Annotated in this window: 21 protein-coding genes and 2 rRNA genes; 15 read left to right on the top strand and 8 right to left on the bottom strand. The window is 53.5% G+C overall.

Going from position 1 to position 26,775, the window contains the following annotated elements; all coding sequences use genetic code 11:
• Positions 1 to 111 precede the first annotated feature (111 nt).
• Positions 112 to 3,019, top strand: a 23S ribosomal RNA gene (locus KGP21_RS28585).
• A gap of 101 nt (positions 3,020 to 3,120) precedes the next feature.
• A 5S ribosomal RNA gene (gene rrf / locus KGP21_RS28580) occupies positions 3,121 to 3,236 on the top strand.
• A 305-nt stretch (positions 3,237 to 3,541) separates the two neighbouring features.
• Here the strand turns inward: rrf and mobB are convergent.
• On the bottom strand, positions 3,542 to 4,063 hold the full coding sequence (gene mobB, locus KGP21_RS28575) for a molybdopterin-guanine dinucleotide biosynthesis protein MobB (protein WP_094983259.1): 522 nt from the start codon (positions 4,061 to 4,063) through the stop codon (positions 3,542 to 3,544).
• Positions 4,060 to 4,650 (bottom strand): molybdenum cofactor guanylyltransferase MobA, encoded by a 591-nt coding sequence (gene mobA, locus KGP21_RS28570; protein WP_115159618.1) that lies wholly within the window; start codon positions 4,648 to 4,650, stop codon positions 4,060 to 4,062. The genes mobB and mobA overlap by 4 nt, the downstream gene beginning before the upstream one ends.
• 151 nt (positions 4,651 to 4,801) lie before the next feature.
• Between mobA and KGP21_RS28565 the strand changes: the two genes are divergently transcribed.
• The 3 genes from KGP21_RS28565 to dsbA all read left to right on the top strand — a co-directional run bounded on the left by KGP21_RS28565 (position 4,802) and on the right by dsbA (position 6,804).
• Positions 4,802 to 5,071, top strand: coding sequence for a YihD family protein (locus tag KGP21_RS28565; protein ID WP_059199298.1), 270 nt, complete (start codon positions 4,802 to 4,804; stop codon positions 5,069 to 5,071).
• Between the two features lie 93 nt (positions 5,072 to 5,164).
• Positions 5,165 to 6,151 (top strand): serine/threonine protein kinase, encoded by a 987-nt coding sequence (locus KGP21_RS28560; protein WP_071683787.1) that lies wholly within the window; start codon positions 5,165 to 5,167, stop codon positions 6,149 to 6,151.
• A gap of 29 nt (positions 6,152 to 6,180) precedes the next feature.
• Positions 6,181 to 6,804, top strand: a complete 624-nt coding sequence (dsbA, locus tag KGP21_RS28555) for a thiol:disulfide interchange protein DsbA (protein ID WP_024482970.1) — start codon at positions 6,181 to 6,183, stop codon at positions 6,802 to 6,804.
• A gap of 46 nt (positions 6,805 to 6,850) precedes the next feature.
• On the opposite strand, the gene KGP21_RS28550 is transcribed toward dsbA, so the two are convergent.
• Entirely contained in the window at positions 6,851 to 7,690 is an 840-nt protein-coding gene (locus KGP21_RS28550) for an acyltransferase (protein WP_245398330.1), read from the bottom strand.
• Between KGP21_RS28550 and KGP21_RS28545 the strand changes: the two genes are divergently transcribed.
• Both KGP21_RS28545 and polA read left to right on the top strand, forming a co-directional pair.
• Positions 7,602 to 7,847 carry a hypothetical protein gene (locus tag KGP21_RS28545; protein ID WP_223501588.1) on the top strand — a complete coding sequence of 82 codons (246 nt, stop codon included), beginning with the start codon at positions 7,602 to 7,604 and terminating at the stop codon, positions 7,845 to 7,847. The genes KGP21_RS28550 and KGP21_RS28545 overlap by 89 nt on opposite strands.
• Before the next feature lie 396 nt (positions 7,848 to 8,243).
• Positions 8,244 to 11,039, top strand: coding sequence for a DNA polymerase I (gene polA / locus KGP21_RS28540; RefSeq protein ID WP_115159570.1), 2,796 nt, complete (start codon positions 8,244 to 8,246; stop codon positions 11,037 to 11,039).
• 544 nt (positions 11,040 to 11,583) lie between these two features.
• Here polA and yihA read toward each other — a convergent pair.
• Positions 11,584 to 12,231 (bottom strand): ribosome biogenesis GTP-binding protein YihA/YsxC, encoded by a 648-nt coding sequence (gene yihA, locus KGP21_RS28535; RefSeq protein ID WP_024482967.1) that lies wholly within the window; start codon positions 12,229 to 12,231, stop codon positions 11,584 to 11,586.
• A 745-nt stretch (positions 12,232 to 12,976) separates the two neighbouring features.
• On the opposite strand from yihA, the gene yihI reads away from it, so the two are divergent.
• Both yihI and hemN read left to right on the top strand, forming a co-directional pair.
• A complete protein-coding gene (yihI, locus tag KGP21_RS28530; protein WP_223498636.1) occupies positions 12,977 to 13,525 on the top strand; it encodes a Der GTPase-activating protein YihI in 549 nt (182 codons plus the stop codon).
• 186 nt (positions 13,526 to 13,711) lie between these two features.
• A complete protein-coding gene (hemN, locus tag KGP21_RS28525; protein WP_094983256.1) occupies positions 13,712 to 15,085 on the top strand; it encodes an oxygen-independent coproporphyrinogen III oxidase in 1,374 nt (457 codons plus the stop codon).
• A 47-nt stretch (positions 15,086 to 15,132) separates the two neighbouring features.
• Here hemN and KGP21_RS28520 read toward each other — a convergent pair whose 3' ends face one another.
• The 4 genes from KGP21_RS28520 to glnA all read right to left on the bottom strand — a co-directional run bounded on the left by KGP21_RS28520 (position 15,133) and on the right by glnA (position 19,445).
• On the bottom strand, positions 15,133 to 15,255 hold the full coding sequence (locus tag KGP21_RS28520; protein WP_137751101.1) for a YshB family small membrane protein: 123 nt from the start codon (positions 15,253 to 15,255) through the stop codon (positions 15,133 to 15,135).
• A gap of 117 nt (positions 15,256 to 15,372) precedes the next feature.
• Complete coding sequence (glnG, locus tag KGP21_RS28515) at positions 15,373 to 16,785, bottom strand: nitrogen regulation protein NR(I) (protein WP_024527821.1); 1,413 nt, start codon at positions 16,783 to 16,785, stop codon at positions 15,373 to 15,375.
• 10 nt (positions 16,786 to 16,795) lie between these two features.
• Positions 16,796 to 17,845 (bottom strand): nitrogen regulation protein NR(II), encoded by a 1,050-nt coding sequence (gene glnL, locus KGP21_RS28510; protein ID WP_065683705.1) that lies wholly within the window; start codon positions 17,843 to 17,845, stop codon positions 16,796 to 16,798.
• A gap of 190 nt (positions 17,846 to 18,035) precedes the next feature.
• Complete coding sequence (glnA, locus tag KGP21_RS28505; protein WP_024482962.1) at positions 18,036 to 19,445, bottom strand: glutamate--ammonia ligase; 1,410 nt, start codon at positions 19,443 to 19,445, stop codon at positions 18,036 to 18,038.
• Between the two features lie 370 nt (positions 19,446 to 19,815).
• Here glnA and typA point away from each other — a divergent pair, with 370 nt between their 5' ends.
• The 6 genes from typA to KGP21_RS28475 all read left to right on the top strand — a co-directional run bounded on the left by typA (position 19,816) and on the right by KGP21_RS28475 (position 26,768).
• Entirely contained in the window at positions 19,816 to 21,639 is a 1,824-nt protein-coding gene (gene typA, locus KGP21_RS28500) for a ribosome-dependent GTPase TypA (RefSeq protein ID WP_059199303.1), read from the top strand.
• Between the two features lie 165 nt (positions 21,640 to 21,804).
• Complete coding sequence (yihX, locus tag KGP21_RS28495; protein WP_115159573.1) at positions 21,805 to 22,395, top strand: glucose-1-phosphatase; 591 nt, start codon at positions 21,805 to 21,807, stop codon at positions 22,393 to 22,395.
• Positions 22,396 to 22,445: 50 nt separating this feature from the next.
• Positions 22,446 to 23,339, top strand: coding sequence for a virulence factor BrkB family protein (locus tag KGP21_RS28490; protein ID WP_179247296.1), 894 nt, complete (start codon positions 22,446 to 22,448; stop codon positions 23,337 to 23,339).
• Positions 23,336 to 23,773, top strand: coding sequence for a D-aminoacyl-tRNA deacylase (gene dtd, locus KGP21_RS28485; protein WP_223536726.1), 438 nt, complete (start codon positions 23,336 to 23,338; stop codon positions 23,771 to 23,773). The genes KGP21_RS28490 and dtd overlap by 4 nt, the downstream gene beginning before the upstream one ends.
• Before the next feature lie 21 nt (positions 23,774 to 23,794).
• Entirely contained in the window at positions 23,795 to 24,742 is a 948-nt protein-coding gene (gene fabY / locus KGP21_RS28480; RefSeq protein ID WP_059199305.1) for a fatty acid biosynthesis protein FabY, read from the top strand.
• A gap of 355 nt (positions 24,743 to 25,097) precedes the next feature.
• Complete coding sequence (locus KGP21_RS28475; protein ID WP_223536724.1) at positions 25,098 to 26,768, top strand: ShlB/FhaC/HecB family hemolysin secretion/activation protein; 1,671 nt, start codon at positions 25,098 to 25,100, stop codon at positions 26,766 to 26,768.
• Positions 26,769 to 26,775 lie beyond the last annotated feature (7 nt).

Raw genomic sequence — 26,775 nt, 5'->3', positions numbered from 1 at the left:
TGAAACTTATCCCTCCGTAGAAGTATTGGGGTAAGGATTAACCTGTCATAGAGTCTCTCAAATAAACAGCACGACAGTGTCTCTGTTTACAGAAACACCTTCGGGTTGTGAGGTTAAGTGACTAAGCGTACACGGTGGATGCCTAGGCAGTCAGAGGCGATGAAGGGCGTGCTAATCTGCGAAAAGTGTCGGTAAGGTGATATGAACCGTTATAACCGGCAATACCCGAATGGGGAAACCCAGTGTGTTTCGACACACTATCGTATGGTGAATACATAGCCATACGAGGCGAACCGGGGGAACTGAAACATCTAAGTACCCCGAGGAAAAGAAATCAACCGAGATTCCCCTAGTAGCGGCGAGCGAACGGGGAACAGCCCAGAACCTGAATCAGTTCTTGTGTTAGTGGAAGCGTCTGGAAAGTCGCGCAGCAAAGGGTGATAGCCCCGTACACTAAAATGCATTAACTGTGAGTTCGATGAGTAGGGCGGGACACGTGACATCCTGTCTGAATATGGGGGGACCATCCTCCAAGGCTAAATACTCCTGACTGACCGATAGTGAACCAGTACCGTGAGGGAAAGGCGAAAAGAACCCCGGCGAGGGGAGTGAAATAGAACCTGAAACCGTGTACGTACAAGCAGTGGGAGCACCTTCGTGGTGTGACTGCGTACCTTTTGTATAATGGGTCAGCGACTTATATTTTGTAGCAAGGTTAACCGTATAGGGGAGCCGTAGGGAAACCGAGTCTTAACTGGGCGAATAGTTGCAAGGTATAGACCCGAAACCCGGTGATCTAGCCATGGGCAGGTTGAAGGTTGGGTAACACTAACTGGAGGACCGAACCGACTAATGTTGAAAAATTAGCGGATGACTTGTGGCTGGGGGTGAAAGGCCAATCAAACCGGGAGATAGCTGGTTCTCCCCGAAAGCTATTTAGGTAGCGCCTCGTGAACTCATCTTCGGGGGTAGAGCACTGTTTCGGCTAGGGGGCCATCCCGGCTTACCAAACCGATGCAAACTCCGAATACCGAAGAATGTTATCACGGGAGACACACGGCGGGTGCTAACGTCCGTCGTGAAGAGGGAAACAACCCAGACCGCCAGCTAAGGTCCCAAAGTCATGGTTAAGTGGGAAACGATGTGGGAAGGCATAGACAGCCAGGATGTTGGCTTAGAAGCAGCCATCATTTAAAGAAAGCGTAATAGCTCACTGGTCGAGTCGGCCTGCGCGGAAGATGTAACGGGGCTAAACCATGCACCGAAGCTGCGGCAGCGACGCTCAGGCGTTGTTGGGTAGGGGAGCGTTCTGTAAGCCGTTGAAGGTGAACTGTGAGGTTTGCTGGAGGTATCAGAAGTGCGAATGCTGACATAAGTAACGATAAAGCGGGTGAAAAACCCGCTCGCCGGAAGACCAAGGGTTCCTGTCCAACGTTAATCGGGGCAGGGTGAGTCGACCCCTAAGGCGAGGCCGAAAGGCGTAGTCGATGGGAAACAGGTTAATATTCCTGTACTCGGTGTTACTGCGAAGGGGGGACGGAGAAGGCTAGGCTAGCCGGGCGACGGTTGTCCCGGTTTAAGCGTGTAGGGGGGTGTTCCTGGTAAATCCGGAACGCTACCAACCCTGAGGCGTGATGACGATGCACTACGGTGCAGAAGTAGTTGATGCCCTGCTTCCAGGAAAAGCCTCTAAGCATCAGGTAACATCAAATCGTACCCCAAACCGACACAGGTGGTCAGGTAGAGAATACCAAGGCGCTTGAGAGAACTCGGGTGAAGGAACTAGGCAAAATGGTGCCGTAACTTCGGGAGAAGGCACGCTGGCGCGTAGGTGAAGAGACTTGCTCTCGGAGCTGAAGCCAGTCGCAGATACCAGCTGGCTGCAACTGTTTAATAAAAACACAGCACTGTGCAAACACGAAAGTGGACGTATACGGTGTGACGCCTGCCCGGTGCTGGAAGGTTAATTGATGGGGTCAGCCGCAAGGCGAAGCTCTTGATCGAAGCCCCAGTAAACGGCGGCCGTAACTATAACGGTCCTAAGGTAGCGAAATTCCTTGTCGGGTAAGTTCCGACCTGCACGAATGGCGTAATGATGGCCAGGCTGTCTCCACCCGAGACTCAGTGAAATTGAACTCGCTGTGAAGATGCAGTGTACCCGCGGCAAGACGGAAAGACCCCGTGAACCTTTACTATAGCTTGACACTGAACATTGAGCCTTGATGTGTAGGATAGGTGGGAGGCTTTGAAGTGTGGACGCCAGTCTGCATGGAGCCAACCTTGAAATACCACCCTTTAATGTTTGATGTTCTAACTCGGCCCCGTGATCCGGGGTGAGGACAGTGTCTGGTGGGTAGTTTGACTGGGGCGGTCTCCTCCCAAAGAGTAACGGAGGAGCACGAAGGTTAGCTAATCACGGTCGGACATCGTGAGGTTAGTGCAAAGGCATAAGCTAGCTTGACTGCGAGAGTGACGGCTCGAGCAGGTACGAAAGTAGGTCTTAGTGATCCGGTGGTTCTGAATGGAAGGGCCATCGCTCAACGGATAAAAGGTACTCCGGGGATAACAGGCTGATACCGCCCAAGAGTTCATATCGACGGCGGTGTTTGGCACCTCGATGTCGGCTCATCACATCCTGGGGCTGAAGTAGGTCCCAAGGGTATGGCTGTTCGCCATTTAAAGTGGTACGCGAGCTGGGTTTAGAACGTCGTGAGACAGTTCGGTCCCTATCTGCCGTGGGCGTTGGAAGATTGAGAGGGGTTGCTCCTAGTACGAGAGGACCGGAGTGAACGCACCACTGGTGTTCGGGTTGTCATGCCAATGGCACTGCCCGGTAGCTAAGTGCGGAAAAGATAAGCGCTGAAAGCATCTAAGCGCGAAACTTGCCTCGAGATGAGTCTTCCCTGGGCCTTTAAGGTCCCTGAAGGAACGTTTAAGACTAAGACGTTGATAGGCTGGGTGTGTAAGTGCAGCGATGCATTGAGCTAACCAGTACTAATGATCCGTGAGGCTTAACCTTACAACACCGAAGGTGTTTTAGAGTAGACGACAATTTTCAGCGACGTTCCGAGATTGGTTCTGGTAGTTACGAAAGTAACGGCCAAGAATGAAACGAATTTGCCTGGCGGCAATAGCGCGGTGGTCCCACCTGACCCCATGCCGAACTCAGAAGTGAAACGCCGTAGCGCCGATGGTAGTGTGGGGTCTCCCCATGCGAGAGTAGGACACTGCCAGGCATCAATTAAGCCAAGAGGCCATCCGCAAGGATGGCCTTTTTGCTATGCGCAGAAAACAGAAATGCCCCTCACCCCAGCCCTCTCCCAGAGTACCAGACGAGAACATCCTGAACACCGTGCGCGGGGAGAGGGAGCCGTCCGGCGTCGTGGATGAGCCCGTACTGCTTCGGAAAGTGGGGAGAGGTTGGGTTTGCCCGTACCGCTTCAGGACGTTGGAAGTAAGTAGAAAGATGAAGTATTACACAGAGAGATCCGCGAGCTCGATCGGTTCCCTCTCCCTGTGGGAGAGGGTTAGGGTGAGGGGACTATGCCTTTGTCTGCTTCAGCCACTGAACAATAAACCCAGCGATCGTTTCAGGCTGGTTGATATCTAGTAACGGCGCAACACCTTCTATCTTCCTATCGCTGGCTACGGCAATGACGTGCTGATCCAACATATCTGCAAGCGGTTTACCGACTTCCTCGCGATAGAGAACAATTTTGCTGATCTGTTCATGCTTGAACCCTTCCACCAGGATCAAATCCACCTTGCTGCGATCGAATCTGCCAGCCAGATACTGGAGATCTAAAGGCTGTTGTTCAGGTGTTTCGGTCATTAATGCCCAGCGCCGATCGCTGGCAACCAGCGTCTGGTCTGCACCGGCCTTGCGCAGTTCATAGCTGTCCTTACCAGGCGTATCAACATCCATATCATGGTGGGTATGCTTGATCAGGCCAACGCGCACCTGTTGCTGTTTTAATAGTGGGATCAATTGCTTAAGCAGCGTGGTTTTACCTGTGCCGCTATAGGCGGCGATAGCCAGCAAGGGTGGCAATAACTCCGTCATTGATCGCCCCCCTTTTCCTGCTGCCACTGTTGGCAATCTTCCGGGGTATTCAAATTACGGAAGGCGTCTTGCTGCCCACGGAACACCACCTGTTGTGCACCGACAGCCGCCATGAACAGCATCAATTTGCGTTCCCCCCGGGCTAGATAACGGGTGAGTTCCTCTGTCAGACTAGTATGCAGTAAAGTGAAGGTAGGATGCTCACGTTCGCCATCACAAGCATAGGCGGCCAGGGCATTGCCTTTATGCAGCCAAAGCTGTTCTACCAGGTTGAGAGGGAAATCGGGTACATCGCAGGGGGCGCAGACAATCCATGGTGTGTTGGCATAAGTGAGGCCAGCCAATATACCGGCTAAGGGGCCAGGGTAATCTGCCGTCAGATCGCCGACGACCTCTAAGCCGCTTTGCTGATAGCACTGCTGATTGCGATTGGCACTGATGATCACCTGGCTCACTTGTGGTGTTAATCGGCCCAGGACGTGCTGGTACAGCGTTTTATCCCCCACTTGCACCAATCCTTTATCTTTCCCTCCCATGCGGGTAGAGCGCCCACCGGCCAGAATAACGCCGGTTATATTTGCATGCATAGTCATCATCCAACCCCTCTCCAATGCCCTGATTGTAGCGCTAAACCTGTTCAGACATCATGATTTACCTTTATTGACACGCTGGTTCTTTCACTACGTAGTCAAGCCTGCTACTTTGTGGGTTTATCACTTCATTGGATGATATGTTGCTATGAAAACGCATCGCGTAAACGAACTGATTGAGCTTTTGCACCCGGCCTGGCAGCAGGATCCCGATCTCAACCTGATTCAGTTTCTGCAAAAGCTGGCACAGGAAGCGGGTTTTCAGGGTGAGTTAGGCGATCTGAGCGATGATATCTTGATCTATCATCTGAAAATGCGCGGCAGTGCGGGCACAGAACAGATCCCAGGCTTGAAGAAAGACTACGAAGAAGACTTTAAAACGGCGTTGCTGCGTGCCCGTGGCGTGATAAAAGATTAGCATTCATGCGGTGCGATCATCAGTGGCGGTGATTAGTGCTACTCTTTCTTATTCTTGGCACGCTGTTGTCATCTGGCGAACTGAACGGTTGTTATGAACAACTCTGCATTTAATTTTGAAACCCTTTCTCCCGATCTGATAATGGATGCGCTGGAAGGGATAGGTTTGCGTGTTGATTCAGGGCTGACGGCGCTCAACAGCTATGAAAACCGCGTATACCAGTTTATGGACGAAGATCGTCGGCGTTACGTGGTGAAATTTTATCGCCCAGAACGCTGGAGTGCAGAGCAAATCGGTGAAGAACACCGGTTCGCGCTGGATTTGTCGCACAACGAAATTCCGGCGGTCGCGCCGCTGGTATTACAGGGAAATACGCTGCACACCCATGCAGGCTTTTTCTTTACCGTATTTCCGAGCGTCGGTGGCCGACAGTACGAGATCGATAATCTGGAACAGCTGGAGTGGGTCGGGCGTTTTCTTGGCCGCATCCACCAGGTGGGTAGCGAAAGCCTGTTTACCGAGCGGCCGACCATTGGCATTGAAGAGTATCTCACAGAGCCCCGGCAGGTTCTGGCCAGCTGTGATTTAGTTCCCAAGGCCCAGCGCGAGACTTTCCTGCGGGCTACGGATACGTTGATTGACGCTATCAAACCGCACTGGCAACTGGATTGGCAACCGCTGCGTTTGCATGGCGATTGCCACCCAGGCAATATCTTGTGGCGTGATGGTCCGCTGTTCGTCGATCTTGACGATGCACGCAACGGGCCGGCAATACAGGATTTGTGGATGTTGTTACACGGCGAACGTCGCGATCGGCTGATGCAGCTGGATATCCTGCTGGAGGCCTATGGCGAATTTGCCGAATTTGATCAGCGCGAGTTGGCGTTGATCGAACCCTTGCGGGCCATGCGCATGGTGTATTACCTGGCATGGGTAGCGCGCCGTTGGCAGGATCCCGCGTTTCCAAAAAGTTTCCCGTGGATGGCGGAGTCTGATTTCTGGTTATCTCAGACTGCGGCATTTACTGAACAGGTTAAGCTGTTGCAGGAACCCCCTCTGCAGCTCATGCCAATGTATTGAAGCATTAACATAATGGAGAGTTTAGTGTTATGAAAAAAATTTGGTTGGCACTCGTTGGTATGGTGATGGCATTCAGTGCCTCCGCTGCGCAATTCAGTGACGGTACGCAATACATCACTTTGGATAAGCCGGTAACTGGCGAACCACAGGTGCTGGAGTTCTTCTCTTTCTACTGCCCGCACTGCTACCAGTTTGAAGAGACATACCATATTTCTGATGCGGTCAAAAAAGCGCTGCCTGAAGGCACCAAGATGACCAAATACCATGTGGAATTCCTGGGTCCATTGGGTAAGCAATTAACTCAGGCCTGGGCAGTTGCCATGGCTCTGGGTGTAGAAGACAAAATTACTCAGCCAATGTTTGAAGCGATTCAGAAAACTCAAACCGTGCAAACGCCTGACGATATCCGCAAGGTATTCGTCAATGCAGGCGTAGCAGGTGAAGACTATGACGCGGCTTTAAACAGCTTCGTGGTGAAATCTCTGGTGGCTCAGCAAGAGAAAGCGGCAGAAGATTTGCAACTGCGCGGCGTGCCAGCGGTATTTGTTAATGGCAAATACATGGTGAAAAACGATGGCCTGGATACCAGCAGCATGGACGTTTACGTCAAGCAATTTGCTGATGTCGTTAAGTTCCTGACCGAACAAAAGTAACCTGCAGCAAGAAATCAACGCCGGTTAATCCGGCGTTTTTTTTAACTTATTCACGCTTGAGCCTGTCTAGCAAACCATCTTTTTCCTGCCACAACGTATTCAGCCAAATCTGGAATTTACGTTTAAACAGTTTGTCATTGAAGTAATCCCCGTGCAGCGACTCATCAATCGGCAGGCATTCAATCCTGACGACAACCCGTTGCAAACGGCCACACAACATATCCATAAAGGGATGCTCACGGTTATCCGGATAGCACAAGGTGACATTCAGGATCTTATCAAATTGCTGGCCAAGCGCACTAAGCGTAAAGGCGATCCCGGCAGCTTTCGGGGCGAGCAAATTGCGGTAGGGTGAGCGGGTTTTAATTTTCTTGGCCTCGGTGAAACGAGACCCCTCAACGAAATTGACGATGGTGGTCGGGCGCAGGCGAAACTTGTCGCAGGAACGCCGCGTGGTTTCGATATCCTGCCCGCTTTTCTCTGGATGTCTGTGCAGATAGGCCCGCGAGTAGCGCTTCATAAAGGGCATATCCAACGCCCAGCAGGCCAGGCCGACGAAGGGGATCCAGGCCAGTTGCTGTTTCAGGAAGTACTTATTCATAGGTATATGGTGACGGAATAACACACACAGCACTACAATGTCCGACCAGCTTTTATGGTTGCTGATCAGCAAATACCAATTCTTTTTCTCCAGCCCGTGCAGCCCTTGAATATCCCACTGCAAGCGGGGATTAATTCGTAACAATACTGCCAGGCATTGGCACCAGCACCACATCGTCAGGTCAGCAAAGGCTGAAATGTATCGCCAAACGGCGGGCATGGGGATCAAAAGCTTAATGATACCGGCCAAAACAATGGGGATGGAGCACAGCATCGTTACGCCAATGGCAAGCAGCGCAGAAAAGATAAAAATAACAGGGGCTAGCAATTTTGGCATGGGTTTAGTGCTGACGGTTGAAGGAAACATGGTTAGATACGTCAGTACGTACCAACAAAAAAATATTTTAACAGAATCCTGGCCAAGAATACGCGGCTATAAGTAAGCGATTTTAACCTGGTAGAAATTGCCAGTTGTTAGCCGTTGGCGTGCAGATTTTCAATCTTGTGCTATGGTCATTGAGGTGCCTAAATTGATTAAACGTGCGATTAAACTTCGGCCCCAGTTATATCCACAAATTAACTGAAACACGATAAATAGCAAAACCGCCAATCCCCTCTTTCAACAGTGTGATTTGTCTAGGAATTTTATTCTCCATTATAACGATATTACCTTCGTTATAATTCAGTTGCTAAACTATGCACAAAGTTATCCACAGGCAGGATCTTGCGGATCGCTTCACAGGATCTCATCTAATTTGGCCATATTGCACGCTAAGGTTCGTCACCAGCGGCTAGCTATGGCATCCTTACCCCAGTCCTTTTCACGAAAAAGAAACGTTATGGCCCAGATTGCAGAAAACCCATTAATCCTGGTGGATGGTTCCTCTTACCTTTACCGCGCCTACCACGCCTTCCCACCGCTGACAAACTCGGTCGGTGAGCCGACGGGAGCGATGTACGGTGTGCTGAACATGCTGCGTAGCCTGCTGTTGCAGTATACCCCCAGCCATGTGGCGGTGGTGTTTGATGCCAAAGGGAAGACCTTCCGTGACGAGCTGTTTGCCGAATATAAATCACATCGGCCACCGATGCCGGACGATTTGCGAGCGCAGATCGAACCGCTGCACCAGATGGTTAAAGCCATGGGGTTACCGTTGCTGGTTACACCTGGCGTAGAGGCCGATGACGTAATCGGCACTCTGGCGCTAGAGGCTGAGAAAGCGGGTCATGCCGTGTTGATCAGCACCGGTGACAAAGATATGGCTCAGTTGGTGACGCCGAATGTTACCCTGATCAATACCATGAACAACACCATCCTCGGCCCGCAGGAGGTCTGTGATAAATACGGTATTCCTCCTGAACTGATCATCGATTTCCTGGCGCTGATGGGGGATTCGTCAGATAACATCCCTGGCGTACCTGGGGTGGGTGAGAAAACGGCCCAGGCGCTGTTGCAAGGGTTAGGGGGCCTGGATCAGCTCTATGCCAATCTGGATAGCATTGCCACGCTGAGCTTCCGCGGTGCCAAGACCATGGCGGCCAAGCTGGAGCAGAACAAAGAGGTGGCCTACCTCTCTTACAAACTGGCGACGATCAAAACCGATGTTGAACTGGATCTGAAATGCAGTGAGCTGGAAGTGAGCCCGCCGGATGTCGATCAGCTGCAGGCACTGTTTAAGCGCTACGAGTTCAAACGCTGGATGGCCGATGTAGAAGCCGGGACCTGGTTAGAAAACAAAGGGTCAGGTCGTAAGGCCAGCGCTGCAGCCAAGCCAGCCTCAACGGTAGAAGCACCAAGAGCCACCGCAGAGCCTACCCTGTCGCAGGAAGGTTACGTCACCATTCTGGATGAGGAAACCTTCGCCGATTGGATGCAGCGCCTGAAACAGGCCGAAGTTTTCGCCTTCGATACCGAAACTGACGGCCTGGATACCCTGACGGCTAACCTGATCGGTCTGTCCTTCGCCATTGAGCCTGGCGTGGCGGCGTACCTGCCGGTTGCACACGATTATCTGGATGCTCCCCCACAGCTGGATCGTAACCACGTGCTGGCCATCCTGAAGCCGCTGCTGGAAGACGAAAAGGCGTTGAAGGTGGGGCAGAACCTGAAGTTCGATAAAAGCCTGCTGGCCCGCTATGACATCGATCTACGCGGTATCGCCTACGACACCATGCTGGAGTCCTACGTACTCGACAGCGTCAGTGGCCGTCACGATATGGATAGCCTGGCCGATCGCTACCTGGGCCATAAAACCATTACCTTCGAAGAGATCGCGGGCAAAGGCAAAAAACAGTTAACCTTTAACCAGATCGCCCTTGAAGAGGCGGGCCCTTATGCGGCAGAAGATGCCGACGTTACGCTACAGCTGCATTTGGCGATGTGGCCGCAGTTGAAAGAGAGTGAAGGCCTGCTGACGGTATTCAATGAGATTGAAATGCCGCTGTTGCCGGTGCTTTCCCATATCGAACGCACCGGGGTGCTGATCGATCCTAACATTCTGGCTGCTCACTCCATTGAGTTGACCAAGCGCCTCGGCGAGCTTGAAGTGCAGGCCCATGAATTGGCAGAAGAGCCGTTCAATCTGGCCTCGACCAAGCAGTTGCAGGCCATTTTGTATGAAAAGCAAAAGCTGCCGGTGCTGAAAAAGACCCCTGGCGGTGCTCCTTCAACCAATGAGGAAGTGCTGGCCGAGTTGGCGCTGGATTATCCGCTGCCGAAAGTGATCCTGGAATACCGTGGTCTGGCGAAGCTGAAAACCACCTATACCGACAAACTGCCGTTGATGATCAACCCGGTTAGCGGGCGGGTGCATACTTCCTATCACCAAGCCGTCACCGCCACCGGTCGCCTGTCATCCAGCGATCCAAACCTGCAAAACATTCCGGTACGTAACGATGAAGGGCGCCGTATCCGTCAGGCATTTATTGCGCCTGAGGGTTACCGTATTGTCGCGGCGGACTACTCGCAGATTGAACTGCGCATCATGGCCCATTTATCGCAGGACGAAGGCTTGCTCACAGCGTTTGCTGAAGGTAAGGACATACACCGGGCAACGGCGGCAGAAGTCTTTGGTCTGGCGTTGGAGAAGGTCACCAACGAACAGCGTCGCAGTGCCAAGGCGATTAACTTTGGTCTGATTTACGGCATGAGCGCATTTGGTTTGGCTCGCCAGTTGGGGATCCCGCGCGGCGAAGCGCAGCGCTATATGGATCTGTACTTCGAGCGCTACCCTGGCGTGCTGGAGTATATGGAGCGCACCCGTCAGCAGGCCGCCGAGCAGGGCTACGTCAGCACGCTGGATGGCCGCCGGTTGTATCTGCCGGACGTTCGCTCCAGTAACGGTATGCGTCGCAAGGCGGCCGAGAGAGCGGCGATTAACGCCCCTATGCAGGGCACTGCTGCGGATATCATCAAACGTGCGATGATTGAGGTGGATGCCTGGCTGCAAGGGCCTGAGAAGCCGCTGGTGCGCATGATCATGCAGGTACACGATGAACTGGTGTTTGAAATCCACGAGTCCGCCATCGAAGAGGCCAGCCTGCGCATTCATGAGTTAATGGAAAACAGTATGCAGCTGGCTGTTCCGCTGCGGGTGGACATCGGCGTAGGTAAAAACTGGGATGAGGCTCACTGATTACCCTGGGTGATACGTTATGGCCAGTTTTCGCTAACTGGCGAAAACCTAAGCACTTTTGGTAATTGAGCAACATCCTTCGGTGATTGTTTCGACTAAATTGGCGTTGTTAGTGCCCGGATCGTGTAAGTAAACTACAAAAAATTCTTTTGCAGCGTGAAAAAATGATGTAGAGTTACAGACGTAGGGTACAGAGGTAAGATGTTCTATCTTTCAGACCTTTTACTTCACGTAATCGGATTTGGCTGAATATTTAGCCGCCCCAGTCAGTATTGACTGGGGCGTTTTTTATTGTAAAAACAAAGCAAAAGCATCGATTTTCGTTATCCCCGCCTGCTCTTCTCCTGCCGTTCCTTTGGCTGATTTATCTGCATGTATCTCCTGACAGCGCACTATCTACCATAAGTTTTTATGATGGCTTTTAGTCAAAATTGTAATTAGATAACGAAATGCGGCCTCGTGTAGGGTGATAACGGGCGTAAAAAAGCCGATGTTTTAGCATCGGCTCTGCATGCGGCCCACTACGAAATACCCGCAGCGGTTATCATTCCCCGCCGATATCGTCTTCCGGCAGCACTTCCGGTGGGATCTCGTTAAACCAGGTATTCAACTTCTGGCTCAGTTTATCGACACCGATCTTTTTCGGTGACGAGAAGGCTTCCACCTGAATATCACCCATAAATGGCAGCACGGCCTCACGCACCATATTGAGTTGTGCCTTGCGGGCACCAGAGGCCAGCTTATCGGCCTTGGTCAGCAGGACCAGCACTGGCGTGCCAACGTCGACGGCCCACTGGATCATCTGTTGGTCCAGGTCTTTGAGCGGATGACGAATATCCATCAGCACCACCAGGCCTTTCAGGCAGTTACGCATTTGCAGGTATTCACCCAGCGCCCGCTGCCATTTCTTCTTCATCTCTTCCGGCACTTCGGCATAGCCATAGCCTGGCAGGTCGACCAGGCGAATGCCTTCTTCGACCTCGAACAGGTTAATCAGCTGGGTACGCCCCGGCGTTTTACTGGTACGTGCCAGGCCTTTCTGATTGGTCAGGGTATTCAGTGCGCTGGACTTACCGGCGTTGGAACGGCCGGCGAACGCAACTTCAATACCTTCATCCCCCGGTAGGTGGCGAATATCGGGTGCACTGGTGACGAAATGGGTCACATGGTAATTGTAGTTCTTGCTGGTCAAAATTTTCGTCTCCGTGAGGATGGCTATCTGGTGGGCGATTATAACTGCATCAGCGCTAAAAGGGTGTGTTTCTCGGTTATTAAGCGTTTTAACCACTGAGCCCTTGTGGCAAAAGGTCGACCGCCGTGTGAGACATTGACCATTCGAATTGGGGGTAATGTCGCTTTATTCGAAAGCTGTAAATATTTTATTTGTTATAAAACAGGGCATTGTAATTTCGTTAAGTAAAAGATCGTCGTAAGCCACCTGTAGGTATCTTGAGCACATCCCATAAAAGCGTAAAGTAGGTTGCAAGGCAGGAGGCCAAGGAAACAGGAACATCCAGGAAGGGTGAAAAATCTCAGGGAATACACAGGCAGTGTAATGAGTACCAGGATGATGTCAGATGGAATTGAAACTATTGGTGCCGGAGCGCACGAATAGTACACGGATGATGAAGTGACTGCAATTGGGACGCCCGCGGGAAGCGCACTCAGGAAGAGTGGAAGCGAACGGATCGCAGCACGGATGATTTTTTCTTTCAGGATGAAAGACGTAGTAGCAGGGAGCGCGGTTATCGCAGATGGAAAAACCGGGATGTTGAGTGTGCGCATGGAGCGCGGAGCAGGAATATCCTTCGAGTGAAGGTGCGAAATAGGCGGCAGGTTTTAACCTGCCGCCTTTTTTCTTTGTCTGCTTTCTGCTAGATTCCGCCGCAACCGTATAGCAATTCTATACTGGATCTACATACCTAAGAGTAAAAGCCATGAACCAGCCATCAAAAGCACCTCGCGGCCCACGCAGCAGCGCGGCGACGTCAAAAAGTAAAAAGAAAAGTCGTGTGGAGCTCGATCAGGAAGCGCGCGAGCGCAAGCGCCTGAAAAAGCGCCGTGGCCTGGCTTCCGGTTCACGTACCCAGGTTGAGTCTGCCAGCCAGAAAAATAAAACTGGCGCGCAACCCAAAGATCCTCGTCTCGGCAGTAAAGTGCCGGTTGCGCTGGTGGTCGACGCTAAAGTGAAGGCGACCAAGCCACAGCCAAAACCGAAGGCAGAAAAACCGCGCCTCACGCCAGAAGAAGAACTGACCAAGCTGGAAAACGATGAACGTCTGGATGCCTTGCTGGATCGCCTGGATGAAGGCGCCACGCTGAGCGCGGAAGATCAGGCGTACGTTGATCAAACCCTGGATCGTATTGATGCGCTGATGGAACAGCTGGGCATCGAACTGGGTGATGAAGACGACGAAGAGCAGGAAGAGAAGCAGGAAGATATTCTGAAACTGCTGAAAGGCGGTAACCCGAAAGACGTATTTTAAGCGGTTATGTGGCTGATCCCGGCAATAGCCCTACTGTTGACATGTTATCTACTGTGGTTATTCGGTAAACTGTGGCGGCTGTCGAAGCGCAAAACGCGTTTTCGCAGCGCTTCCGCGGCCAGACAGCGTAGACAACTGCCCATTTCCCGGCCCGGTAGGAAAAAATATCGGAAGGAGTGAGCAAGCATGTCAGAACAGACCATTGTCTGGGATTTGGCCCTGATCCAAAAATATAACTATTCAGGCCCGCGTTATACTTCATACCCCACGGCGCTGGAGTTTAACCAGGGCTATGACGAAGCTGCGTTCCAACGCGCGGCTACGCGCTACCCTGAGCGCCCGCTGTCGCTGTATGTCCATATTCCCTTCTGTCATAAGCTCTGCTATTTCTGCGGCTGCAATAAGCTGGTCACACGCCAGACTCACAAGGCCGATGAATACCTGGCCGTGTTGGAGCGGGAAATCATCGCTCGTGCCCCTCTGTTTGCCGGCCGCAAGGTCAGCCAACTGCATTGGGGCGGCGGTACGCCAACCTATCTGGATAAGCAGCAAATCAGTCGGCTGGTCGCCATGCTACGCCAGCACTTTGATTTCCAGCCAGCAATGGAGATGTCGATCGAAGTTGACCCGCGTGAAATCGAGCTGGACGTGCTGGACCACCTGCGTGCCGAAGGCTTCAACCGCCTCAGCATGGGAGTGCAGGACTTCAATAAAGAAGTGCAGCGTCTGGTTAACCGCGAGCAGGATGAAGAGTTCATTTTTGCCCTGATCGCCCGGGCTAAAGCGCTTGGCTTCAACTCGACCAATATCGATCTGATTTACGGCCTGCCGAAGCAGACGCCAGAGAGTTTTGCCTTCACCCTGCAACGGGTGGCGGAGCTGAACCCGGATCGCCTGAGCGTATTTAACTACGCCCATATGCCGAACCTGTTTGCTGCCCAACGTAAAATCAAGGACGCCGATCTACCTAGCGCCCAGCAGAAACTCGATATTCTGCAGCAAACCATCGCTTCGCTAACGGAGTCGGGCTATCAGTTTATCGGTATGGACCATTTTGCCCGGCCGAACGATGAGCTGGCCATTGCCCAGCGCGAAGGCAAACTGCACCGCAATTTCCAGGGTTATACCACCCAAGGGGACAGCGATCTGCTGGGCCTGGGGGTTTCTGCCATCAGCATGCTGGGTGACAGCTACGCGCAGAACCAGAAAGAGCTGAAGGTGTATTACGCTAACGTGGAAGAGCAGGGGAACGCCTTGTGGCGTGGCCTGGCGATGACGGAAGATGACTGCCTGCGTCGTGATGTGATCAAGACGCTAATCTGTAATTTCCAACTGGCCTATCAACCGATTGAGCAGCAATACGGCATTGCGTTTGCGGATTACTTTGCCGCCGATCTGGAATTACTGGCGCCGTTCGAACGTGACGGGCTGGTGGAGCGCGATGAGCATGGCATTCGCGTCACGCCTCGTGGGCGCTTGCTGATCCGTAATATTTGCATGTGCTTCGATATCTACCTGCGTAAACAGGCCCGCGCCCAACAGTTTTCCCGGGTTATCTGACGCCAACACCAAGGTGGATGTGTAGGGGCGCAGCGTGCTGCGCCCTGTTAACTGAAGAAATTGATCAGTGCGGCGCACAGCACCGTGGCAACGGCCGCCTGCGGTGAATGGCTGACGGCAGAGCCGACGTCTGCGCCTTGGGTAAGAAAGACGATGAGTGTATCCAGCATCAAAAGCCTCCTGAGTTTGCGTTTCGATCATACTGCTGTCGCATATCCGGTAAAAGCCTTAAATCGCTGGTTTTTTGTGCGCTGGATTGTATTTTTAATCATCTAGCGCCCCCTCTCTTACTCCATCCCTAATTCTTTCAGCTTACGCGTTAAGGTATTCCGGCCCCATCCCAACAGGCGGGCAGCTTCCTGCTTGTGCCCCTGGGTATGCCGTAGCGCGGTGGTGAGCAAAGTGCGCTCCATTTCCGGCTGAGCTTCGGACAACAGGTTTTGATGACCGGAACGTAACGCGCGGTCGGCCCACTGTGCCAACAACGTGGCCCAACTGTCCGGTAAGCCGTGGCTACTGGCTTGCGGCGCGGCGGTTTCAAACAGCTCTGAGGGCAGATCCTGGATCAGCACTTCTTGCCCGGCGGCCATCACGGTCAGCCAGCGGCAGGTGTTTTCCAACTGGCGTACGTTGCCTGGCCACGGCAGGCGAGTGAGGGCGGTTTCGGTTTCCGGATGCAGGTTCTTCGCCTCCACACCCAACTCTTTCGCAGCCACCTGAAGGAAATAGCGCGCCAGGCGCGGAATATCCTCACGGCGTTCACGCAGCGGCGGCAGATGTACGCGGATCACGTTCAGGCGGTGGAACAGATCTTCACGGAATTTGCCCTCCTGAACGCGCAACTCCAGGTTCTGGTGCGTGGCGGCAATGATACGCACGTCTACCTTTACCGGCGCATAGCCACCCACGCGATAGAACTGACCATCCGCCAATACGCGCAGCAAGCGGGTTTGCACATCCAGCGGCATATCCCCGATTTCATCCAGGAACAGCGTACCACCGTCGGCCTGTTCAAAACGGCCCTGACGGATCTGATTGGCGCCGGTAAACGCCCCTTTCTCATGGCCGAACAGTTCAGATTCGATCAGGTCTTTGGGGATCGCGGCCATGTTCAGGGCGATAAACGGAGATTTGACGCGTGGGCTGTGGCGATGCAACGCATGGGCGACCAGCTCTTTCCCAGTTCCCGACTCCCCGTTGATCAGCACGCTGATGGAGGAACGTGACAGGCGGCCGATAATGCGGAACACATCCTGCATTGCCGGGGCCTCACCAATAATATCGGCGACAGGATCGTTGGCAGGCTGGCTGCGAGCGGGTTGCTGCTGCTCTTGATAGTGGCTGATGGCACGTTCTACCAGAGCAACGGCCTCATCAATATCAAAGGGTTTTGGCAGGTAATCGAATGCCCCTTGTTGATAGGCGCTAACCGCCGCGTCCAGATCCGAATGTGCCGTCATTATGATGACCGGGAGCATCGGGTGACGCTGTTTGATCTGCTTGAGCAGCGCCAGGCCATCCATACCCGGCATGCGGATATCTGATAGCAGCACGTCGGGAGTTTGCGTGGCCAATGCTTCCAACACGGCATTGCCGCTGTCGAAGGTGACGCTGTTCACCCCGGCTCCGGTGAGCGCACGCTCTAGCACCCAGCGGATGGAGCTATCGTCATCGACGATCCAGACTATCCCTCGTTGCATAGCACAAACCTCACTGGCGAATAGGCAGGAAAACCGAGAATTCGGTGTGACCTGGCCAACTGTTAAATTCAATTTTTCCGCAATGCTGATCGATTAGATTACGGGCGATGGATAACCCCAGGCCGGTACCGCCTTCGCGGCCGCTGACCATTGGGTAGAACAGAGTGTCTTGCAACTGGGCCGGTACGCCCGGGCCGTCATCCTCAACATCGATCCGTGCCGCCAGCCGGTAGCGGGTGCCGTGCAGGGTGATCTGAAACGCGGTACGCGTGCGCAGCGTGATGGTGCCACCGGTTTCGCTCAGCGCCTGCAGCGCGTTGCGGGTGATATTGAGCAATACTTGCTCGATTTGATCGGGATCGTGCGCCAGTTCCGGCAGGCTAGGGTCGTAATCACGCACCAGCGTGACGTTATCGGGTTTCTCCAACGACACCAGTTGGAAGACCCGTTCCGCTACCTGATGGATACTCTGGGTAATATGTTGGCCGGGGCGCTGTGGCCCTAGCAGGCGATCTACCAGATTACGCAGCCGATCGGCCTGTTCGATGATCACCTTGGTGTATTCCGTCAGCGAAGGGTCTGGCAAAGCTTTGGCCAGCAACTGCGCGGCACCCCGCAAACCGCCGAGCGGATTTTTGATTTCATGCGCCAGGCCGCGCACCAGATCGCGAGCCGCAACCTGTTGGGCGTGCTGTAACTGCTCCTGGCTGAGGCGACGCTGATTGTCCATTGGGGCCAGCTCAAGCAGAATAAAGCCATCTGGCAGCGCCTGAGCGGTCAGGGAGAGGATATGGGCGCGGCTGTCGACCACCAGGGTCACTTCGTTATCGGTAAAGCCCTGGCCGGCATGCAGGCTTTCGCGCATCAGATCGATATTCAGCGAAAAATAGCCAAGTAAATCGGGCAGCGGTGTACCGAAAAGTTTACGAGAACTCTGTGCCAGCAGCTGTTGTGCCGCCGGGTTGGCGTAGTGGATCGCCAGTGTGTCATCCAACAGCAAAATGCTGTTGATGAGAGAATTGAGGATCTGCCCAGCATCGGGCAGCTTGCCGGTTGCCATACAGCAGTCTCCTGCACCTTTTTAGTGCATCCATCCTACTCCATCCGCAACCATCACGGTATGAAATAGTTTTGCAGAATATACGGTGGAGAAAAAAGCCCATCCGAAGATGGGCTAAAAGTTTCCACGGCAACAAAAAAACGGCTACTAATACTTAGGACGCCCCATCCGTAGACAGCGCGGGTATGACTTAAACGCTGTAATACAGTTCGAACTCAACTGGGTGTGGCGTCATGCGCACGCGATCCATCTCTTCTTTACGCAGTTCGATGTAGGCATCGATCGCGTCGTCGGTGAATACGCCACCGCGGGTCAGGAATTCACGGTCTTCGTTCAGTGCGGCCATTGCTTCATCCAGTGAGCCAGCCACTTTTGGAATTTCAGCTTCTTCTTCCGGCGGCAGGTCATACAGGTTTTTATCCATGGCATCGCCAGGGTGGATCTTGTTGATCACGCCGTCCAGGCCAGCCATCAGCAGTGCAGCGAAGCACAGGTATGGGTTAGCCGCTGGGTCCGGGAAACGAGCTTCGATACGGCGCGCTTTCGGGCTGGCAACCACTGGGATACGGATAGACGCAGAGCGGTTACGGGCAGAGTAAGCCAGCATAACCGGCGCTTCGTAACCTGGGACCAGACGCTTGTAGGAGTTGGTGGTCGGGTTGGCCAGGGCGTTGATCGCTTTAGCGTGTTTGATGATGCCGCCAATGTAGAACAGCGCCATTTCAGACAGGCCGCCGTACTTGTCGCCAGCGAACAGGTTGGTACCGTTCTTGGACAGTGACATGTGGCAGTGCATACCTGAGCCGTTATCGCCGAACATCGGTTTTGGCATGAAGGTCGCGGTTTTGCCAAATGCGTGAGCCACGTTGTGAACCACGTATTTGTAGATTTGGATTTCGTCGGCTTTCTTGGTCATGGTATTGAAGCGGGTAGCCACTTCGTTCTGACCTGCGGTTGCCACTTCGTGGTGGTGAGCTTCAACCACCAGGCCCATTTCTTCCATGGTCAGACACATGGTAGAACGGATGTCCTGTGAAGAGTCGACCGGTGGCACTGGGAAGTAACCGCCTTTGACCGCTGGACGGTGGCCTTTGTTGCCGCCTTCGAGTTTGGTGCTGGAGTTCCAGGCACCTTCGATATCATCAATAGCAACCATAGAACCACGGATGCTGCTACCGAAACGAATGTCGTCAAACAGGAAGAACTCTGGTTCTGGCCCGAACAGCACGGTATCGGCGATGCCGGAAGAGCGCAGGAAGTCTTCAGCACGCTTGGAGATTGAGCGTGGGTCACGATCGTAGCCCTGCATGGTGCCTGGCTCGAGGATGTCACAACGAATGATCAGGGTAGACTCTTCGAAGAACGGATCCAGAACCGCCGTGCTGGCGTCTGGCATCAGGACCATGTCAGATTCGTTGATGCCCTTCCAACCACCGATTGAGGAGCCGTCAAACATTTTACCTTCTTCGAAGAAGTCGGCATTTACCTGATGAGCAGGGATGGTGACGTGTTGTTCTTTACCCTTGGTGTCAGTGAAACGCAGGTCTACGAATTTCACTTCATGCTCATTCAGCATCGTCAAAACGTGTTCAGCGGACATACTTAACTCTCCCGGATTTATCGTTGTCATCGTCGTGGAACGAATCTGTGTAACTGGCCTGTTTTGCCTTGTATAGACTAAAGCGAAAACTGTGCCAACTTTTAAAAAGCGAAAAAATCGCCGGTTTGTGCGGGTTTTGCTCATTGCCAGTATGCACCATTAGCGATGCAATGCACTATGGTGGTGCAAATAACCTGCGGTAGGGCACTGGAATGGTGCAAAACATCATCGATTGCTGCTTTTTGCACCGTGAAAGGGATCACAAACTAGCCTGTACACAGTTGTTTATAAGAGAGTGTTGTGATCTTGTTTAGTACCTCGCTTAATACGTGTACAATAGCGCGCTATTTCTAATGCCTGAGGCAAAGCTGTGATCGAAAATTTGCGTAACATCGCCATTATTGCCCACGTTGACCATGGTAAGACCACCCTGGTTGACAAGTTGCTGCAACAATCCGGTACTTTCGGAGAGCGTTCAGAAGCGACAGAACGCGTAATGGACTCCAACGATTTGGAGAAAGAGCGTGGGATTACCATCCTCGCAAAAAACACCGCCATTAATTGGAAAGACTACCGCATCAACATCGTAGACACCCCAGGACACGCCGACTTCGGCGGCGAGGTAGAGCGCGTGATGTCAATGGTCGACTCGGTGCTGCTGGTTGTGGATGCAATGGATGGCCCAATGCCGCAAACCCGTTTCGTGACCAAGAAAGCGTTTGCTAATGGTCTGAAACCGATCGTGGTAATCAACAAGGTTGACCGCCCTGGCGCGCGTCCTGACTGGGTTGTGGATCAGGTCTTCGACCTGTTCGTTAACCTGGACGCTACCGACGAACAGCTCGACTTCCCAATCATCTATGCATCCGCATTGATGGGTATCGCTGGTCTTGACCATAACGATATGGCCGAAGACATGACTCCGCTGTACCAGGCGATTGTCGATCACGTCTCTGCGCCGCAGGTTGAGCTGGAAGCACCTTTCCAGATGCAGATCTCGCAGCTGGACTACAACAACTACGTGGGCGTTATCGGCATCGGCCGTATCAAGCGTGGTAAAGTGAAGCCTAACCAGCAGATCACCCTGATCGACAGCGAAGGCAAAACCCGTAACGGTAAAATCGGTAAAGTGCTGACCCATATGGGTCTGGAACGTATCGAAGCCACCGTTGCCGAAGCGGGCGACATCGTTGCCATCACCGGCCTGGGCGAGCTGAACATCTCCGACACCATTTGTGATGTGAACGCGGTTGAAGCGTTGCCAGCACTGTCGGTTGATGAACCTACCGTAAGCATGTTCTTTAACGTCAATACCTCACCGTTCTGTGGTAAAGAAGGCAAGTTCGTGACTTCACGCCAAATCCTTGAGCGTCTGAACAAGGAATTGGTACACAACGTGGCGTTGCGCGTTGAAGAAACCGAAGATGCTGACGCATTCCGTGTTTCAGGCCGTGGTGAGCTTCACCTGTCGGTTCTGATCGAAAACATGCGTCGTGAAGGTTTTGAACTGGCGGTTTCCCGTCCGAAAGTTATCTTCCGTGAAATCGATGGCCGCAAGCAAGAGCCGTTCGAGAACGTGACGCTGGATATCGAAGAACAGCACCAGGGTTCTGTGATGCAGGCGATGGGTGAGCGTAAAGCTGACCTGAAAAACATGGATCCAGATGGCAAGGGCCGTGTGCGTCTTGACTACGTGATCCCAAGCCGTGGCCTGATCGGTTTCCGTAACGAATTCATGACCATGACTTCTGGTACCGGTCTGCTGTACTCCACCTTCAGCCACTACGACGATGTGCGTCCGGGCGAAGTGGGCCAGCGTCAGAACGGCGTGCTGATCTCTAACGGCCAGGGCAAAGCGGTAGCGTTCGCTCTGTACGGTCTGCAAGATCGCGGCAAGCTGTTCCTGGGCCACGGTGCTGAAGTGTATGAAGGCCAGATCATCGGTATCCACTCACGTTCTAACGACCTGACCGTGAACTGCCTGACCGGTAAGAAACTGACCAACATGCGCGCATCGGGTACCGATGAAGCGACTACCCTGGTTCCGGCCATCAAAATGTCTCTGGAGCAAGCTCTGGAATTCATCGATGATGACGAACTGGTAGAAGTGACGCCAATCTCGATCCGTATCCGTAAGCGTCACCTGACGGAAAACGATCGTAAGCGTGCCAACCGCGGTCCTAAAGAAGCTTAATTCGCCGATTTAATCCGCAATACTTAGGGCGTGTCACAGCGCCCTGAGTTTTTTCCTCTGTCTTTCCCCCTTTCTGCGGCGCGCCATGCGCTTTTCACACTGCTCCCTGTTCAGCCTTAACTTTTCCCGTTACAGTGAAATCTCACTGGCCCATGGGAGAGGACTATGCTGTATATCTTTGATTTAGGTAATGTGATTGTCGATATCGATTTCAAACGTGTACTGGGCGTGTGGAGCAACCTGAGCGGCACACCGCTGGCGACGTTGTCCGAACGTTTTAGCATGGGTGAGGTATTCCAACAGCACGAGCGCGGCGAGATGAGCGACGAAGACTTTGCGGCCAAGCTCTGTGAAGAGATGGGGATAGCGCTCAGCTTCGAGCAGTTTGCCACCGGCTGGCAGGCGGTATTTGTCGCCCTGCGCCCTGAAGTGATCGAGATTATGCACCGTCTGCGCAACGAAGGGCATCGCGTGGTGGTGTTATCGAATACCAACCGTCTGCACTGCAATTATTGGCCTCAGCATTACCCTCAGGTCGCTGAAGCGGCCGACCACATGTATCTGTCGCAGGATCTAGGCATGCGCAAACCCGATGCCAACATCTATCAGCACGTACTGAAGGCGGAAAACACTCCGGCGGATCAGGCGGTATTCTTTGACGATGTGGCGGCGAACGTAGAAGCGGCCGCAGCGCTGGGGATTAAGGCGGTACACGTCATCGATCGCCAGGTTGTGCCGGCTTATTTTGCTCAATGATCAGCGTACGTTAAGCTTAAGGCGTCCAGACTGACATTTAGGATAAAGCTATGTCGTTTTTCCGCCGCAAAAAGCTGCCATCGTCGATCAAACCCGGAATAACCTTCGGGCGGTTGCTGATTAAACGTATTGATGAGGATGGCCTGACCATGTTGGCGGGCCATCTGGCCTATGTCTCGCTACTTTCCCTGGTGCCCCTGATCACCGTGGTGTTTGCGCTGTTTGCCGTTTTCCCGATGTTTGCGGATATCAGCGTGCAGTTAAAAAGCTTTATTTTCTCCAACTTTATGCCTGCCGCCGGTAACGTGCTGCAACGTTATCTGGAGCAGTTTGTTGCCAACTCCAGCAAGATGACCGCCGTGGGGATCTGCGGCCTGATCGTCACCGCGCTGCTGCTGATCTATTCGGTGGATAGCGTGTTGAACACCATCTGGCGCAGTAAGAACCAGCGGCCAATCGTGGTTTCCTTTGCCGTTTACTGGATGGTGCTAACCCTCGGCCCGCTGTTGGTGGGGGCCAGTATGGCGATCAGCTCCTATCTGTTGTCGCTAAACTGGTTAGCGCAAAGCGGCGTTAACAGCCTGGTGGATGAGGTGCTGCGCATCTTCCCGCTGCTCCTGTCCTGGGTCTCTTTCTGGTTGTTATACAGCGTGGTGCCCACGGTACGCGTGCCTGCGAAAGATGCGTTGATCGGGGCGCTGGTGGCCGGGGTGTTGTTCGAGCTGGGTAAGAAAGCTTTTGCGCTGTATGTCACCATGTTCCCTTCCTACCAGCTGATCTACGGCGTGCTGGCGGTGATCCCGATTTTATTTTTATGGGTCTACTGGAGCTGGTGTATCGTGTTATTGGGCGCCGAAATCACCGTTACGCTGGGTGAGCACCGCCTTTACCAGCAGCAGAAAGCAGAACAACAGCAAAAAGAGGAGCAGGAAGGATCGTTATGATTGCGTTAATTCAACGGGTATTAAACGCCAGCGTTACGGTAGAAGGTCAGACAGTAGGCAAGATTGGCCCCGGTTTGTTAGTGTTATTGGGCGTTGAGCAGGACGATAACGAGCAAAAAGCCCAACGCCTGTGTGAGCGGGTGCTGGGGTATCGCATCTTCGGCGACGAGGATGACAAGATGAATCTCAACGTTCAGCAGGCTGGTGGTAGTCTGTTGGTAGTGTCGCAGTTCACCCTGGTAGCCGATACCCAGAAAGGCATGCGGCCAAGTTTTTCGCACGGTGCGGTGCCGCAGGAGGCCGATCGGCTATACCGCTATTTTGTTGGACAGTGCCAGGAACGGGGTATTGAAACCCAGACCGGTGAGTTTGCCGCCGATATGCAGGTGGCATTGGTGAACGATGGCCCGGTGACGTTCTGGCTGCAGGTTTAAAGATCACAAGAGAAGGCGTCTATGTATCACCTACGAGTACCCGTTACAGAACAAGAACTGAAAGACTATTACCAGTTTCGCTGGGAGATGCTGCGCAAGCCATTACACCAGCCGGTGGGTTCGGAAAAGGATGCCTACGACGCCATGGCGCACCATCAGATGGTGGTGGATGAGAACGGCCGGATAGTGGCGATTGGCCGTCTGTATATCAATGCCGATAACGAAGCCGCTATCCGCTTTATGGCGGTCGATCCAGCTGTGCAGGACAAAGGCCTGGGAACTCTGGTGGCAATGACCCTTGAGTCGGTAGCGCGCCAGGAAGGAGTGAAGCGGGTGGTGTGTAGCGCCCGTGAGGACGCGGTGGACTTCTTTGCCAAGCTGGGCTTTATCAACCAGGGCGAAATCACTGCGCCGCAAACTACGCCGATCCGCCATTACCTGATGATCAAACCCGTGGCCACGCTGGACGATATTCTGCATCGCCCCGACTGGTGCGGGCAGTTGCAACAAGCCTGGTATGAACATATCCCGCTCAGTGAAAAAATGGGCGTGCGCATCAGCCAATATACCGGCCAACGCTTTGTTACCACGATGCCGGAAGTGGGTAATCAGAATCCACACCATACGCTGTTTGCCGGTAGCCTGTTCTCCCTGGCAACGCTGACCGCCTGGGGGCTGATCTGGCTGCTGCTGCGTGAGCGTCACCTGGGCGGCACGATTATTCTGGCAGACGCCCACATTCGCTACAGCAAACCGATCACCGGCAGGCCGAGAGCCGTTGCCGATCTGAGCTCATTGAGTGGCGATCTGGCCCGTTTGGCGCGTGGCCGCCGGGCGCGCGTGCAGGCAGAGGTACATTTATTCGGTGACGATGACGAAGGTGCAGTATTTGAGGGCACCTATATGGTGCTGCCAGCCGAACCGGAAGAGCCGTTGGACAAGGGCGGTTCAGAGCCGATAGCGAGCTGAGCATCAAGCTCAGAATAGATTCTGTGACCAAACCTATCCTGGTGGGCGCGCATGCTGCGCCCACTTAACGGTAGGGCTTAATTGATAGCTTAATCTGTCGTAGAAAATGGACACTGTTGCCGATTATTTTTTCAACCAGAAAAATCTGTGTTTATTTGGCATAATTGACTGTTTAATTTGCATGCAGCAAATAAAGTGAATGGATTAAAACAATTTCAGAACATTTACCCCGCCTCACTCTGAGATTTATGCCAATTCAGATGCCTCGAAGTCCCGTAAAGTCACGATCTCTTGCTTGTCTGATGCCGAATTATGTCGCTAGAATGCCGCAAAATCATTAAGGCGGTTTATCTGAATGGACTCAGTAGCTCAGCGGTTGGCAGTATCCTTATTGTTTCTTTCTCTCAGTTCGGCTGTTGGCGCCAATATGCTCAGCCCTGCGGATCGAGATACTATCCAACAGCAACAACGTGAATTGTTGCAGCAAAACCAACAACAACGTCAGGAATTGCAACGCAGCCTGACGCCGGTGCTGCCACAAACGCCAGCAGCCACAGCCCCCGGCGGGCCGTGCTTCACCATTACGACCATTCGCCTTGAAGGTGCCAGCCATCTGCCCGCCCGTGCGCGGCAAGCCTTGACGCAACCCTATCTGCAACGCTGTCTGAATCTGACCCAGATCAACACCCTGGTGCAGCAGGTTTCCGATTGGTATATCGAACGGGGCTATATCACCAGCCGCGCTTTTCTGACCGAGCAAGACCTGTCCCATGGGGAGTTGAAGCTGCTGGTGCTGGAAGGGCAGTTGGAAAAGATCTTGCTGGACCAACGGGATGACCGAATGCTGAAGATGGCGTTCCCTGGCCTGGTGGGCAACATCCTGAACCTGCGCGATATCGAACAGGGCATGGAGCAGATCAACCGCCTGCGCCAGCAACCGGTGCAGATTGAAATCCTGCCCGGCAGCCAACCGGGCTATTCGGTGGTCAATTTGACTGCCAAGCCCGAGTTCCCGGTGATGCTGGGGCTGGGTTTTGACAACAGCGGGCAGAAAAGTACCGGCACCGGACAGATCAACGGCTCATTGACCGGCAATAACCTGCTGGGGCTGGCGGATCAGTGGTTTGTGACCGGCGCGCGCAGCAGCGATTTCGCCAACGATCACGACGCCCGCAGCGTCCAGGCTGGTGTCAGCCTGCCTTATGGCTACTGGCTGATGGATTACAACTACTCCTACAGCGACTACCTCTCGACGATCGACAATCAGGGCTTTGACTGGCGATCCACCGGCGACAGCCAGACCCATCGCTTCAACGTTTCGCGCGTATTGTTCCGTAACAGTGACATGAAAACCGGCCTGGCGCTGGGCCTGACCCACCGTATCAACCGCAACTATCTGAATGACACCCGGCTGGACAGCAGCAGCCGTAAACTGACCAGCGTATCTCTGGGCGTGAGCCATAGCCAAAAACTGTGGGGCGGTTTTGCCACGCTCAACCCCTCCTACAGCCGTGGCGTACCCTGGTTAGGCGCGGAAGATGACAGCGGTAAAGCCAGCGAGGCTCCCAAGGCGGAGTTTAATAAATACACACTCTCCGGCAGCTATTACTTGCCGTTGGCGCAGAACTGGAACTACCTCACCAGCCTGTACGGCCAGTGGACGCCCGATCGCCTTTACGGCAGCGAGCGCCTGACCCTCGGCGGCGAAAGTTCGGTGCGTGGCTTCAAGGAACAGTATCTCTCCGGCGACAAAGGTGGCTACTGGCGTAACGAGGTCAACTGGTCGCCGTTCAGCCTGCCGTATCTGGGGAATATTTCCGTATTGGCTGCCGTAGATGGCGGTTATCTGCGCCACGACTCCGTGGACGCCTACGCTTCTGGCACGTTGTGGGGCGGCGCGGTGGGGCTGGGCAGCCGTAACCGTTATTTCAGCAGCCAATTTACCGTGGGCTGGCCGCTGGCGCATCCGAGTTGGTTAGAGCCGGATCGGGTGTCGATTTACTACCGTATTAACATCGTTCTTTAATTTACAG

It is taken from the genome of Serratia sp. JSRIV004 (assembly GCF_019968705.1).
GTDB lineage: Bacteria > Pseudomonadota > Gammaproteobacteria > Enterobacterales > Enterobacteriaceae > Chania > Chania fonticola_B.
This window is presented reverse-complemented; position numbering and strand designations above follow the sequence as displayed.

Bases quoted from the DNA above. Each gene is read 5' to 3' on its own strand.
- glnG (WP_024527821.1), bottom strand. From the start codon at position 16,785: ATGCAACGAGGGATAGTCTGGATCGTCGATGACGATAGCTCCATCCGC.
- yihI (WP_223498636.1), top strand. From the start codon at position 12,977: ATGAACCAGCCATCAAAAGCACCTCGCGGCCCACGCAGCAGCGCGGCG.
- polA (WP_115159570.1), top strand. From the start codon at position 8,244: ATGGCCCAGATTGCAGAAAACCCATTAATCCTGGTGGATGGTTCCTCT.
- KGP21_RS28520 (WP_137751101.1), bottom strand. From the start codon at position 15,255: ATGCTGGATACACTCATCGTCTTTCTTACCCAAGGCGCAGACGTCGGC.
- mobA (WP_115159618.1), bottom strand. From the start codon at position 4,650: ATGCATGCAAATATAACCGGCGTTATTCTGGCCGGTGGGCGCTCTACC.
- KGP21_RS28490 (WP_179247296.1), top strand. From the start codon at position 22,446: ATGTCGTTTTTCCGCCGCAAAAAGCTGCCATCGTCGATCAAACCCGGA.
- glnL (WP_065683705.1), bottom strand. From the start codon at position 17,845: ATGGCAACCGGCAAGCTGCCCGATGCTGGGCAGATCCTCAATTCTCTC.
- dtd (WP_223536726.1), top strand. From the start codon at position 23,336: ATGATTGCGTTAATTCAACGGGTATTAAACGCCAGCGTTACGGTAGAA.
- dsbA (WP_024482970.1), top strand. From the start codon at position 6,181: ATGAAAAAAATTTGGTTGGCACTCGTTGGTATGGTGATGGCATTCAGT.
- KGP21_RS28475 (WP_223536724.1), top strand. From the start codon at position 25,098: ATGGACTCAGTAGCTCAGCGGTTGGCAGTATCCTTATTGTTTCTTTCT.
- KGP21_RS28560 (WP_071683787.1), top strand. From the start codon at position 5,165: ATGAACAACTCTGCATTTAATTTTGAAACCCTTTCTCCCGATCTGATA.
- KGP21_RS28565 (WP_059199298.1), top strand. From the start codon at position 4,802: ATGAAAACGCATCGCGTAAACGAACTGATTGAGCTTTTGCACCCGGCC.
- glnA (WP_024482962.1), bottom strand. From the start codon at position 19,445: ATGTCCGCTGAACACGTTTTGACGATGCTGAATGAGCATGAAGTGAAA.
- KGP21_RS28545 (WP_223501588.1), top strand. From the start codon at position 7,602: ATGTATCGCCAAACGGCGGGCATGGGGATCAAAAGCTTAATGATACCG.
- yihX (WP_115159573.1), top strand. From the start codon at position 21,805: ATGCTGTATATCTTTGATTTAGGTAATGTGATTGTCGATATCGATTTC.
- hemN (WP_094983256.1), top strand. From the start codon at position 13,712: ATGTCAGAACAGACCATTGTCTGGGATTTGGCCCTGATCCAAAAATAT.
- fabY (WP_059199305.1), top strand. From the start codon at position 23,795: ATGTATCACCTACGAGTACCCGTTACAGAACAAGAACTGAAAGACTAT.
- mobB (WP_094983259.1), bottom strand. From the start codon at position 4,063: ATGACGGAGTTATTGCCACCCTTGCTGGCTATCGCCGCCTATAGCGGC.